This window comes from Streptomyces sp. Inha503 (genome assembly GCF_047215865.1).
GTDB classification, from domain to species: Bacteria; Actinomycetota; Actinomycetes; order Streptomycetales; family Streptomycetaceae; genus Streptomyces; species Streptomyces lycopersici.
In genome coordinates, this window is sequence record NZ_CP178360.1 from 2,702,952 (window position 1) to 2,714,722 (window position 11,771).

The window sequence follows — 11,771 nt, forward strand, 5'->3', positions numbered from 1 at the left end:
TCCCAGCTTGTTAAACGGGGGCGCGCCCACTTAGGGTATCGTTAATCGGAGGCGCCCCCAATTCCACTGTAGGTCAAGGTATTGGCCTGCACACACCTCACCTAGGGACTGGTCATGTCAGGCATCAAGAGCAAGGTCATCGCACTTACAGGCGCCAGCAGCGGCATCGGAGAGGCGACAGCGACCTATCTCGCCCAACGAGGGGCCAGCTTGGTGCTCGGAGCTCGGCGGAAGGACCGGCTGGACACGGTGGTGGAGCGGATCACGGCGCAGGGCGGCTCAGCCATCGGGATTGTCGTCGACGTGACACGCCGCGAAGACGTCAAGCGCCTGACCGATGCGGCAGTCAACCACTTCGGCCGACTCGATGTCCTGGTCTCCAACGCGGGAACCATGGCGGTCTCACCATTCGACGAGCTGCGCCAGGACGACTGGGACGCCATGGTCGCCACCCACATCACGGGCCTGTTGAACGGCATCGGGGCGGCACTGCCCATCTTCCGACAGCAGCGCTCCGGACAGTTCGTCAATGTGGCCTCCACCGCGGCCTACGTCGTGAAGTCGCCCCAGGGCGTGTACGCAGCCACGAAGACGGCGGTGAAGGTCCTGACCGAAGGACTGCGACTGGAGTCCGGTCCGGACCTGCGCGTCACCCTTGTCTCGCCGGGCATCACCGACACGGAGGGCGTGGGCAAGGGAGCAAGCGCCGAAGCAGCAGCGACGATGATCCAGCTGCGCGACGAGATCGCCATGCCGCCCTCGGCCATCGCCTCCGCCATCGGTTACGCAATCGAGCAGCCCGATGGCATCGACGTCAGCGAGATCGTCGTCCGCCCCACGGTCCAAGCCTGACGATCAGCACGCAACGGCTACCGCCCGGCCTGTCGCCAAACGATGGCGAGCTCAAGCGGTCAGCACATCACCGCTGTTCAGAAGACCAGCGTAGACCTCTGCCGGAGTGCGTGCCTTGGGGGTACTGCCGCAGCCGGTTGGTGTTCTCGTTGGAGCCGCGCTGCCACGGGCTGCGCGGCTTGCAGAGGAAGACTCCTCCGGTAGCGCGGGGCACGCTCGCAGTGGACCGAGATCGGCGAGAGGGCGAGTGCCGCTATGGCTGCGGCGCAGACCAGGGCGTAGAAGCCCCAGGGGTAGGCGATGCCGGCGGTGACCAGCGTGCCGACGCCGCCCACAAGGCAAGCTGGTGACGAGGTTCGCGCCCCGGACAACGTCGGCTCGGTTCCGCCGTGCGGGCTCAGGCGAGGTCTCTCGCTGCCGACTGGCCGCGAGGTAGGTCTCGGACTCCGGAAGTTTGGCCCACAGCAGCGGGAGCAGCGCGGTGCCCAGGAGGCCGCCGACCACAAACATCGACCGCCAGCCAAGCTCGGGCACGAGGACGAGTGCCAGCAGCGCGGTCAGGACGGCGCCGGCGTGGTTGCCGGTCATGGCCATGGTGACCGCCGTCGCGTTCTTCCCCTCGCGGGCATGTTCGGAGATGAACGCCAGCGAGGTCGGCAGACATGCGCCCAGTCCGATGCCGACGACGAAGCCAGGATGATGAAGGCAGTCATCGTGGGGGCGAACCCGCCGACGAGAGTCGCGGCTGAGAAGAGTGCGATGCTGCCGAGCAGGGTGCGGCGCCTGCCCCAGCGGTCGGTCAGCGCGCCGGTTGCCACAGCCCCGAGACCGACGCCGACGAGACCCAGAGTCGAGGCCGTCGTCAGCCAGGCGTCAGTGAAGCCGAGGTCTCCCGTCTTGGACAGGGTGGGAATCACCGTGCCGAGTACCACGAGGTCGAACCCGTCGAGCGCGACCGCGATCCAGTAGAGCACGGCACGATCCCCAGCGCGCCCTTCAGCGCGCCCTGAGCGTCGAAGAGCGGTGCGGCGACTGAGCATGCTCCCAGGGTCAGCTCTTCGATGGCCCAACCCAGTGATGTCTGGCGCACCTGCGCGATGTTGGCGGTCAGCCGGCCGGGCTCGACGAGCGTATACGCCGTGTGCCGCTCCAGCCCGGCGTCGAGCACCTGGCTCAGCAGGCTGGGGTCGGAGAAGGCCAGGATGAGGGACGCCCGGGTTCTGGCGCGCGTGGTCGTCTACGACTCCGAGCTGACCGACGGCCTTCCCCGGTCGGTGAGTGGCCTCAGCGGCCTGAACGCGGTCGCACACGCGGTCGAGGCCGTCTACGCCCCTGACACCTCGCCGTTGGTGGCCGTCACCGCCGGTGAGGCGATCGCGGTGATGACCCGGGCCCTGCGCGGCCTGGACTGCGGTTGGAATGACCGTGACCGGGATAAGGCACTGTACGCTGCCTGGCTCTGCGGCATCTGCCTGGACTCGACCACCATGGGCCTGCACCACCGGCTGTGCCACCTGCTTGGCGGCAGGTTCGACGCCCCGCACGCCGCCACCCACGCCTTGGTTCTGCCGTTCGTCCTGCGCCACCAGGAGCCCTGGCTGCCGGCCGCGCATCGCGAGCTGATGGCCCGGTCAGCCGACGGCGGGGACCTGTGTACGGAACTCCTTCGCCTGGCCCGCGCCTTCGGCGCGCCATCCGGCCTGCGACAGCTCGGAGTCGGCCTTGACGACCTCGCACCGATCGAGCGGCGACTGGCCCAGGGATCACCCCCGGCATCGGCCCGCACGACGAGGAAAGCCTGCTGGCCCTGCTGCGCGCGCTCCACGAGGGCAGTCTCGCGCCGCCGATCGATTCCGTGAGGGACGGGCGAGCGCCCCGCTGAGCGGAACCGATGCGTTGGGGCACGCCGGTCCCCAACCGTTCACCGGCGACATGTCACCCGATCGCCAAAATCCCTCGGTCCCAGGAGGAGCCATGCCGAATCCACTGCTGATGCTGGACCCCAGGAAGCCCCCTCTGACACCACGGAACACACTCGACGACACGGCTCTGCTCATCCTGCGTCTTGCCGTAGGCGGACTGCTTGTCATCCATGGATTCCAAGGGCTCGGCGACCCGGGGCATCGCATAGCGCTCTCCCGCGGCTTCGGGGTCCCGTTCCCGGAGGTGGCGAGCTGGCTCAGCATCCTGGGCGAGATCGGCACCAGCCTGGCTGTCGTGGCCGGTCTGCTCACACGGCTCTCGGCAGTGCTCATGACCGTCCTGATGACGACGACGTGGCTGACCTCAAGCCTGGGCAAGCCCCTCATCGGGGGCAGGGACACTCCGGCCTCGGCGACGGCGGCAGCGGCTGGAGTGGTTGAAGCGTCATCTGGCCCCTCAGGTGCCGCAAGGGCCCCGTTCGCGCCGGTTCCGAAAGGGCCGGGCTGTCCGAAAGAGGGCTCATCGGGTTGCGCTTGTGCTCGCCCCATCGGAACCTTCAACTCCTGAAGGCTTCGCGGCACATTGAGGGTGAAGCATTCAACTACATGTACACATGCGGTCAGCGCGACGAGGAGTAGATGGTGCATAGTTGGATCAAATGGAACGCAGTGCTTGCAGGAGTCGTCACAGCGTTGATTCTCCCGCTCGGCCCATCCGCGTCGGCCGCCGCCGGAGACGGGACATCCGGGCCGGCCCCGGCCTGCGTGGCGATGTACGAGAGCTGGCGATACACCGATGCCGCCAACAACTGCGCGGACACCGTGGGTGTGATGGTCGTCTACCAGGACGGCGCGACCGGCCTGTGCTCCACGCTGCCGCCGGGCGCGTCCAGAACGGTCGGGGAGGGATACCTCGGCCGACACGGTCACCCCGACCACCTGGCGGCCTGCGAGCCGTCCTGAGCCCGCTGCGCCGGATCACGAAGGCTTCATACGGTGTCTCGCCGCTGTCCGCGCAATGCTGAGCAACCTCGTCGAGCACCGTGTCAGCCGTAGTGGTGTCCACCGACCGCGCCGCCAGTGCCAGCCGCGTCCGGGCGTTCCATCGGGTGGTCTCATCCGTCATGACAAGTCCTTCACGCCCGCGCCCGCGCCCGCGTCACCGGAGTGCCAGTCGAGCACCCGCGGGACCGGTACGCCCTGACCGCTCAGCCATGCGACCCGGTCGTGCTCGGCCTTGAGGTCGGCCGCATCCGCAGCGGGCACGCACTTGGCATACCGAGTGGTATCAGCGCTGCGAAAGACGGCTGCTCCCGACTCGCCGACGGTGACAGGCACCCAGTCATCGTCACCCAGACCGAGCAGCAGCGGCGATACGACCTCAGGTCCGAGATGATCGCTCATGGCGCGGATTCTAGCCAGCCCGGCATACCGGCTCGGGGCCGTGGGATCCCCTCCCTCATCACACCCGCGCGACCCGCTGGCGGACGACGTAGATGATGGTGAGGAGGGCGAACCAGACCGCACCGGTGTACAGACCCACTCGTGTGTCACCCTCGAATGCCAGGCTCACCAGGACGATGACCACCATCGCGACCACGAAGAGGTTCGTCCAGGGAGCGCCGGGCAGCCTGAACGCCGGCAAGGGTGCGCCCTCCAGCGCCAGCCGACGGCGGAACCGCATATGGGAAATGGCGATCATGCTCCACGTCCACAGCCCGGAGGCGCTGACGACACTGGTCAGCGTGATGAAGGCATGAGCGGGCGCCAGATAGTTGAAGAGCACTCCGACGCCGACGGCGAGCGAGGTGACCGTCAGCGCGCGCCCCGGCACCCGGCGCCGTGTCGTGTGGTGGAGCGCTCGCGGCGCCGAACCCGCGGATGCCAGGCCGTAGAGCAGCCGACTGGCCGAGAACATATTCGCGTTACAGGAGGAAAGAGCCGAGGTCAGGACGACGAAGTTCATGATTCCCGCGGCGCCGGCCAGTCCCGCTTTCGAAAACACCGAAACGAACGGGCTCACGTCAGCGGTGTACCGCGCCCACGGCTGGACGACCATGAGGACGAACAGCGCGCCGATGTAGAAGACGATGATGCGCCAGATGACGTTGCCCACCGCCTTGGGGATCGTCCGCTCCGGGTGTGCCGCCTCGCCGGCTGTGATGCCGAGCATCTCCACCCCGATGAACGCGAAGACGGCGATCTGTAGGGTGAGGAAGAAGCCGTGCCCGCCATTCGGGAAGAAGCCGCCGAACGTCCAGAGGTTGCTCAGGCTCGCACCGTGGCCGAGCGCGGTCACACCGGTGACGATGATGACGGCCCCGAAAAGGATCAGTCCCACGATGGCGATGATCTTGATCAGGGCGAACCAGAACTCGGACTCCCCGAACATCCGGACCGAGACCCAGTGCACGCCGAACAGCAGGACAAGGCCGATGAGCGCGGGCACCCACTGCGGAAGGTCCGGATACCAGTAGTGCATGTAGACACCGCTCGCCGTGAGCTCTGCCATCGGGCCCACGATGCACTGGAGCCAGTACGTCCAGCCGGTGACGAACCCGGCGAAAGGGCTCACATGGATACGGGCGTACTCGCTGAACGATCCGGCGTGCGGCGAATGGACGGCCATCTCCCCCAGGCCGCGCATGAGGCAGTACACGACGGCCCCCGCGAGAGCGTAGGCGATGAGCAGCGCAGGACCCGCGATGTGGATGCCTCGCCCGGAGCCGAGGAACAGTCCCACGCCGATGGCCATGCCGATGGACATCATCTGCATGTGCCGCGGACTGAGTCCTCGTGCCAGCCCGGAATCGCACTCCGGCCCCGTCGGCGTGTGGCGGGTGGCCGGTGCGGCCGCCGCCCCGGCCGCGGTCACGTTCGGTCGCGATCGTGACAGGTCATTGTCGGGTGTACTCGGCATGAATGGTCCCGCCTTCCCAATGGATACTTAACGTATACTTGGCGTATCGATGGCGCGTCCAGGGTTCTCACACGGGTCTGAGCATGTGAAACGGGGGTGTTACCGAGGTAGCGGACCCATGGGATGCCACGCCCACCCCCGCGCGCGGAGGCGGACGCCGGTTACCATCGGTGGCGTCTGGGCGGCCAAGGGGTGGGTAACGGCCTTCCCTTCCGGGCCGACGCCGTGGATCACAGCGGAACGTCCGGATGATGCTTCACCCGTCGTTCCCGTTCGCAGGAGAGTGATGAATGCCGGAAAGCCGGAAAGCGGCGGCTGCCATGTCGAAGTCCGGACCAACTGAGCCCAGTGCCGCGGCGGTGGAGACGAACGCCGAAACGGGCCGGACCCCTGCCTCCCCGAAAAAGGTCTCCCAGACCGGGGCCGCCGTGGAGAAGATTCGCTCCCGCATCATCGACCTGACGATCCCGCCGGGCAGCCGGATCGACGAGCCGCTGCTGCTCAAGGAGTTCCAGCTGGGCCGGACCCCGGCGCGAGAGGCCATCAACCAGCTGGCCGCGGAGGGCTTTGTGAACATCGTGCCCAACCGGGGTGGCACGTTCGTCCGCAAGCTCGACCTGGCGGAGATCGGTGAGATCGTGGTGGCTCACCAACTGGTGGAGAACAACCTCGCTCAATTGTGCAGGCTCGACGACGAGACGCTGGCCGACGACCTGGAACGCATTCAGACGCTGTACCGCGTGGAGGTCGACAACCGCAGGTACCTCAACATCACGGCGCTGAACGAGCAGTTCCATATGCGCATGAACCAGTCGATCGGCAACAGCTTCTTCCACGGCTTCGCTCAATCGACCCACCGCCATGTGCGTCGGCTGCTCGTCTACCTCTACACACTGGAGTCGGCACTGCCCGAGCAGCAGGACGAGCAATTCGAGCTCAATCTCCGGCAGCATGACCGCATCATCGAAGCGGTGCGCGACAAGGACCGCGAGACGCTCACCGAGGTGCTCCCGGAGCACGCGGGCGCCACGCAGGACCGGCTGGTACGGCTACTACAGAGCAACACGGTCGCCCCATTCCCCGTCACGCTGCGCCCTCTCGTTCTCCCGGGGGACTGAGCACACCCGGCTCAGTCCCCCGGGACGAACCGGTTACCCACCTTCTCACCGCTTGAGCAGCGTGGACGAGGAGCTCGCCCCCTCCCCCACCGAGATCGCGCCCCCTCCCGCGGGGGCTGACTGCCGTGGCCTCCGAGCAGTAGGTGCTGCCGGCGCAGGGCCTCCTGGTACCGCTCTGATGGGCTCCTCATCCCGAGCTACCAGGAAGCCCCGCCGACATGTCCCGACTACGCATCACCGGAACGGGAATCGTGCTCGACCGACCAAGCCTCCCGGCCGGCAAGCGGAATGCTTCTCAGAGCAGACTCTCGGCGAACTGGCGCTCCTCCTCCGCGTCGTGGTCGCGACCCAGCCAGAGAGTCCCGGCGATCGTGACCGCGCAGGCGAGAGCGCTGTATACGGCGAGGAGTGGCCATGTTCCCTGCCAGCTCAACAGGGCCGTGAACACCAGCGGGGCCATGGCGCCGCCGAACGTACTGCCGATCGCGAAGGCCAGCGAACTGCCGCTCGCGCGAAGGCGGGGTGAGAACTGCTCGGTGATGAAGGCGCCCTGCGGTCCGTACATGAATGAATGCAGCCCCAACCCGACCACGATCCCGCCGACGAGGACTACGAATGAACCGTTCAGAACGGCCGGCAGAAACACAAACGGCCAGATGGCCGCGATTGCCGCGGCCACCGCGTACATCCGGCGGCGGTTGACGCGGTCGGACAGTGCCGCGGCGAGCGGGATGAGCACGAGTTGCGTGGCTGAGCCGATCAGTACCGCAATCAGCACTTGCTGCGACGTGAAGCCGGCTTCCTTCGTGCCGTAGACGAGGCTGAACACAACGAACAGGGCGTACGTGACGTCCGGTCCCACCCGGGCACACGACGCGGCGACGAGGCCACGCCGCTCGGTGGAGAAGACCTCACGGACGGGAGCGGACGGGCTCTCCCCCTTGTCGCGGATGGCGCGGAACACCGGCGTCTCCTCGAGCCGGAGCCTGATCAGCAGTCCGACCCCGACCAAGACCGCGGACGTCAGGAACCCGACTCGCCAGCCCCATGAGAGGAAGGCGTCGTGTGACATCGACACCGTGAGAAGGGCCAGCATCCCGTTCGCCAGCAGATTCCCGGCCGGCGGACCGATTTGCGGCGCACAACACCAGAGCCCCCTCCGTTCCGGGGCGCCGAACTCGCTGGACAACAGCGGAGCCACGCCCAGCTCTCCGCCGACCCCCACTCCCTGCGCGAATCGCAGCGACACCAGCAGGATCGGCGCGGCGATGCCGATGGTGCCGTACGTGGGCAGCAAGCCGATGACGAACGTGGCCGCGCCGATCAACAGCAGTGTCAGGACGATGACTTGTTTGCGTCCGATGACATCACCGAGCCGCCCGAGTGCGAACGCCCCCAAGGGGCGCGAGATGTAGCCGACGGCATAGGTGGAGAACGCGAACAGCTCCGCGGCCGCGGAACTGGAGTCGGGGAAGAACAGAACGGGAAAGACAAGCGCGGCTGACACGGAGTAAATCCCGAAATCATACCATTCCAGCGCGGTGCCCGACAGGCTGGCCGCGAAGGCGTTGGCGATCTGTCGAGGTTGTGGGGGTGGCGGATTCACGCCCACATCCGAGGGGCGGGGGAGCAGTTCTTCAGGCATGTTGCCTCCAGCAGGACGAGGTATACGGAACGTATATTTGCCTTGAGTGTCAGGTCAAGGGCTCGCGCTCGCCCAGCCAGCCCGGCACTGATGCCGGTCACTCCCAGTAATATACGTCGCGTATATTTAGATCATCTGGGCGAAAACAAGCCATGGTCGCGGAGATGGGCGCACCACCGGAACGTGCGGGCCGCCCTGGAGCGGATGTGTGGTTGACACACCTAGAGGTCATATATACGTTAGGTATACGCCACGCCTTGGAGGGTAAATGCCAACGCCTATCACCGAGATCGAAGGCATCGTCGGACGTAAGGTGCGCCGTGACATCAGTCGGCTGGTCGCGTTCGCACAGGGGAATCTGGAGCGCGCCGCCCAGTCGATAGCGGACCATCCCTCGCCGCACATCGGCATCGTGTGCGGGTTCTTCGTCCGGCACGCGGAACCGCCGTCACCTGAGACGGACGGCCTGAACGGCATGGGGCAGCTCGCCGCGGGGTTCGTCGAGGCCGGTATCCCCGTCACGGTGATCACTGACGCGCCGTGCGCCAAAGCGGTATGGGCCGTCACCGGTGTTCTGCCGGGAAGGGTCGCACTGGAGGTTGTATCGGTGGACTCCGACGCCGTGCGGAGCCTGCGCGGACGTCTGGAGTCGGCGGAGCAGCCGCTCACCCACCTCATCGCGATCGAGCGCTGCTCGCTGGGCGCCGATGGGAGGGCGCACCGCGAGCATGGGTGGGACATCTCGGATGACACCGCGCCGCTGGACTATCTGTTCGAGGATGACGGCTGGAGCTCGCCTTGGACCACCATCGGTATCGGTGACGGCGGCAACGAGATCGGCATGGGTCTACTGCCCCGGAAAATCGTCGAGGAGGACATTCCGAACGGTGCCCTGGTCGCCGCGCGCACCGGCGCCGACCACTTGATCGTCTCTGGTGTCGCCAACTGGGGTGCCTACGGGTTGCTCGGAGCGGTCGCGAGCCTGCGGCCCGATCTTGCCCCGTGCCTGCTCAAGCACTTCCACGCGCAGTCCGAGCACGACGTCCTCACCGCGGCGGTCACCATCGGCCAGGCCATCGACGACAGCCGTGTCGATCGGCTCGGCCAGTTGCAGATGACGATCGACAGGCTTCCACTCGACGACCACGTTGAGATCATAAAGTCCATCACGGCCGTTTTGTCACAGAGTTCCTGACCCGCCGATTCAGCCGCCCGCCGGCGGGCGGGCAACCGGTGTGACACACAGAGCAGAGAAAGCAATGACAGGCACAGCACGTATTGTCCTCATCCACGCGACGCCCGTCGCCATGGCGCCCGTCCATGACGCGTTCGCAAGAGAATGGCCCGAGGCCGAGCTGACGAATCTGCTCGATGACGGGCTCACCACCGAGCGGGCACGCCAGACAGAGCTGACTGAGGGGTTGACCGAACGTTTTGTGGATCTGGTGCGCTATGCCTACCGCACCGGTGCCGACGGCATCCTGGCGACCTGCTCGGCGTTCGGCCCGGCGATAGACCGCGCGGCGGCTCTGCTGCCCGTGCCGGTGGTCAAACCGAACGAGGCGATGTTCCGGGCGGCACTCGCGCGCGGCACCGATGTCGGGATGCTTGCCACATTCGCCCCCTCGGTCCCGACCATGGAGGACGAATTCGCCGCCGAGGCGGAACGTCTGGGATCACCCGCGAAGCTCAGATCGATCGTCGTCGGCTCCGCGCTCGAGCTGCTGCGTGCGGGGGACGCAGGCTCACACAACCGGCTGGTCGCGGAGCAGGCATCAAGGCTCTCCGGCTGCGACGCCATCGTCCTGGCCCATTTCTCCACCTCGCAGGCGGTGGAGCGGGTCCGCGCACGGGTGGACGTGCCCGTCTACACCGCGCCGCAGACAGCCGTCCTCGCCCTGAAGGAGGCTGTCCATGGCGCCGCGTGACCGCCGCTGTCCCCCTGCGGGCCCGTCGGCCGACGTGATCGGAAAGGGGCGCGGACATGTTGCTCGGATGCATCGCCGATGACTTCACAGGCGGTACCGATCTCGCCTCCGCGCTGGTGGCGCAGGGGATCCGAACGGTGCAGGTCATTGGCGTCCCCGAGACCGGGGAGGAGGTTGTGCGGTCGGGCGCGGAGGCGGTCGTCGTCGCGTTGAAGACCCGCACGGCGCCGGTCGCCGACGCGGTGGAGCAGTCCCTCACCGCACTGCGGTGGCTGCGGGAGATCGGCTGCGAACGCTACTACTTCAAATACTGCTCGACTTTCGACTCCACCCCGGCGGGCAACATCGGCCCGGTCGCGGACGCCTTGGTGGACGCCCTCGGCATGGATTTCACCGTCATATGCCCGGCGCTGCCGGCCAACGGCCGAACCGTCCGCGACGGCCGGCTCTTCGTGGGCGATGCGCCGTTGGACGAGACTTCCATGCGTCAGCACCCCCTGACGCCGATGGATGACGCGAACGTGGTGCGGTTGATGCGGCGGCAGACTGGCTCGCGAGTCGGTCTGGTCGGCCACGGAACCGTGGCTCAGGGGCCGGAGCGGATCCGCGCGGAGTTCGGCGCGTTGCGCTCGGCGGGAATCCGATTCGCGGTCGTTGACGCGATCGACGACCACGACCTTCTCGCCATCGGCCGCGCGTGCGCCGATCTGCCGCTGGTCACGGCGAGTTCTGGGCTCGCGATCGGGCTCGCGGAGACCCCCCGTGCCCGGCCACCGCATGGTCTCACCGACGGTGATCCCCACGCCCCGGTGCCATTCGGTGGGGCGCGGGCCGTCATCGCGGGCAGTTGCTCAGCGGCGACGAACGCCCAGGTCGAGGCGGCGCGCGCGGTGTATCCGACCTTCCCCGTCGACCCCTGCGCGGTTGTCCGAGGCGAGGATGTCGTCACAGCGGCGCTGCGCTGGGCCCGCCCACTCCTGGCGGATGGTCCGGTCCTGCTGCACGCGACGCAACCGGCGCGGAATGTCATGGCGGCGAAGTCACGGCTTCCGGACGACACCGCCTCACGGATCGAGGACGCCCTCGCCTCGATCGCCCGGGGCCTCGTCGACATGGAGGTCGGCCGGTTGATCGTCGCCGGCGGGGAGACCTCGGGTGCGGTCGTAGCGGCACTTGGCGTTACCGGGCTGGTCATAGGGCCGGAGATCAGTCCAGGAGTCCCGTGGACATGGAGGCTTGGCACTCCTCGGCCACTCGCGCTCGCGCTGAAGTCGGGGAATTTCGGCTCGCGCGACTTCTTCCTCGACGCCTGGGAGCGGCTGCCATGAACCTGATCACGAAAGGGCACGAATCCCAGCTGCGGGAACGGCTCACCACGCTGGGCGC

The 11,771-nt window shown here is 67.2% G+C and carries 12 protein-coding genes and 2 pseudogenes; 8 read left to right on the forward strand and 6 right to left on the reverse strand.

The window, feature by feature from the left end; all coding sequences use genetic code 11:
* Positions 1 to 114 precede the first annotated feature (114 nt).
* Entirely contained in the window at positions 115 to 852 is a 738-nt protein-coding gene (locus ACJX2R_RS10860) for an SDR family oxidoreductase (protein ID WP_413099910.1), read from the forward strand.
* A 444-nt stretch (positions 853 to 1,296) separates the two neighbouring features.
* Here ACJX2R_RS10860 and ACJX2R_RS10865 read toward each other — a convergent pair.
* The 3 genes and pseudogenes from ACJX2R_RS10865 to ACJX2R_RS10875 all read right to left on the reverse strand — a co-directional run.
* Positions 1,297 to 1,530 (reverse strand): annotated as a pseudogene (locus ACJX2R_RS10865) (MFS transporter); the annotation flags it as partial.
* Positions 1,437 to 1,826: an MFS transporter gene (locus ACJX2R_RS10870; RefSeq protein WP_413099911.1), complete on the reverse strand. Its 390-nt coding sequence runs from the start codon at positions 1,824 to 1,826 to the stop codon at positions 1,437 to 1,439. The gene ACJX2R_RS10870 and the pseudogene ACJX2R_RS10865, both read right to left, overlap by 94 nt.
* A complete protein-coding gene (locus tag ACJX2R_RS10875; protein WP_413099912.1) occupies positions 1,766 to 2,020 on the reverse strand; it encodes an IclR family transcriptional regulator C-terminal domain-containing protein in 255 nt (84 codons plus the stop codon). Before ACJX2R_RS10875 ends, ACJX2R_RS10870 begins: the two co-directional genes overlap by 61 nt.
* Here ACJX2R_RS10875 and ACJX2R_RS10880 point away from each other — a divergent pair.
* From ACJX2R_RS10880 to ACJX2R_RS10890, 3 genes are all read left to right on the forward strand, one after another.
* Complete coding sequence (locus ACJX2R_RS10880) at positions 1,950 to 2,711, forward strand: iron-containing alcohol dehydrogenase (RefSeq protein WP_413099913.1); 762 nt, start codon at positions 1,950 to 1,952, stop codon at positions 2,709 to 2,711. The two genes, ACJX2R_RS10875 and ACJX2R_RS10880, sit on opposite strands and share 71 nt — an antisense overlap.
* A 115-nt stretch (positions 2,712 to 2,826) precedes the next feature.
* Complete coding sequence (locus ACJX2R_RS10885; RefSeq protein ID WP_413099914.1) at positions 2,827 to 3,342, forward strand: DoxX family protein; 516 nt, start codon at positions 2,827 to 2,829, stop codon at positions 3,340 to 3,342.
* Between the two features lie 125 nt (positions 3,343 to 3,467).
* A complete protein-coding gene (locus ACJX2R_RS10890; RefSeq protein ID WP_413099915.1) occupies positions 3,468 to 3,737 on the forward strand; it encodes an alpha-amylase in 270 nt (89 codons plus the stop codon).
* A 186-nt stretch (positions 3,738 to 3,923) separates the two neighbouring features.
* On the opposite strand, the pseudogene ACJX2R_RS10895 reads toward ACJX2R_RS10890, so the two are convergent.
* Positions 3,924 to 4,178, reverse strand: a pseudogene (locus ACJX2R_RS10895) (phosphotransferase); the annotation flags it as partial.
* A 58-nt stretch (positions 4,179 to 4,236) separates the two neighbouring features.
* On the reverse strand, positions 4,237 to 5,550 hold the full coding sequence (locus ACJX2R_RS10900) for an amino acid permease (protein WP_413099916.1): 1,314 nt from the start codon (positions 5,548 to 5,550) through the stop codon (positions 4,237 to 4,239).
* Between the two features lie 572 nt (positions 5,551 to 6,122).
* Between ACJX2R_RS10900 and ACJX2R_RS10905 the strand changes: the two genes are divergently transcribed.
* Positions 6,123 to 6,812, forward strand: a complete 690-nt coding sequence (locus tag ACJX2R_RS10905) for a GntR family transcriptional regulator (RefSeq protein ID WP_413099917.1) — start codon at positions 6,123 to 6,125, stop codon at positions 6,810 to 6,812.
* A gap of 295 nt (positions 6,813 to 7,107) precedes the next feature.
* Here the strand turns inward: ACJX2R_RS10905 and ACJX2R_RS10910 are convergent, their stop codons facing one another.
* The gene (locus tag ACJX2R_RS10910; protein WP_413099918.1) at positions 7,108 to 8,457 is read right to left on the reverse strand and encodes an MFS transporter; all 1,350 of its coding nucleotides are present in this window, start codon (positions 8,455 to 8,457) and stop codon (positions 7,108 to 7,110) included.
* Positions 8,458 to 8,770: 313 nt separating this feature from the next.
* On the opposite strand from ACJX2R_RS10910, the gene ACJX2R_RS10915 reads away from it, so the two are divergent.
* From ACJX2R_RS10915 to otnK, 3 genes are all read left to right on the forward strand, one after another.
* Positions 8,771 to 9,652 carry a glutamate cyclase domain-containing protein gene (locus ACJX2R_RS10915; RefSeq protein WP_413099919.1) on the forward strand — a complete coding sequence of 294 codons (882 nt, stop codon included), beginning with the start codon at positions 8,771 to 8,773 and terminating at the stop codon, positions 9,650 to 9,652.
* A 64-nt stretch (positions 9,653 to 9,716) separates the two neighbouring features.
* Entirely contained in the window at positions 9,717 to 10,385 is a 669-nt protein-coding gene (locus ACJX2R_RS10920) for an aspartate/glutamate racemase family protein (protein ID WP_413099920.1), read from the forward strand.
* 56 nt (positions 10,386 to 10,441) lie between these two features.
* Entirely contained in the window at positions 10,442 to 11,713 is a 1,272-nt protein-coding gene (gene otnK, locus ACJX2R_RS10925) for a 3-oxo-tetronate kinase (protein ID WP_413099921.1), read from the forward strand.
* The last annotated feature ends 58 nt before the right edge of the window (positions 11,714 to 11,771 follow it).

Coding starts and splice junctions, on each gene's coding strand:
- ACJX2R_RS10910 (WP_413099918.1), bottom strand. CDS start 8,457: ATGCCTGAAGAACTGCTCCCCCGCCCCTCGGATGTGGGCGTGAATCCG.
- ACJX2R_RS10920 (WP_413099920.1), top strand. CDS start 9,717: ATGACAGGCACAGCACGTATTGTCCTCATCCACGCGACGCCCGTCGCC.
- ACJX2R_RS10900 (WP_413099916.1), bottom strand. CDS start 5,550: ATGCAGATGATGTCCATCGGCATGGCCATCGGCGTGGGACTGTTCCTC.
- ACJX2R_RS10860 (WP_413099910.1), top strand. CDS start 115: ATGTCAGGCATCAAGAGCAAGGTCATCGCACTTACAGGCGCCAGCAGC.
- otnK (WP_413099921.1), top strand. CDS start 10,442: ATGTTGCTCGGATGCATCGCCGATGACTTCACAGGCGGTACCGATCTC.
- ACJX2R_RS10885 (WP_413099914.1), top strand. CDS start 2,827: ATGCCGAATCCACTGCTGATGCTGGACCCCAGGAAGCCCCCTCTGACA.
- ACJX2R_RS10880 (WP_413099913.1), top strand. CDS start 1,950: ATGTTGGCGGTCAGCCGGCCGGGCTCGACGAGCGTATACGCCGTGTGC.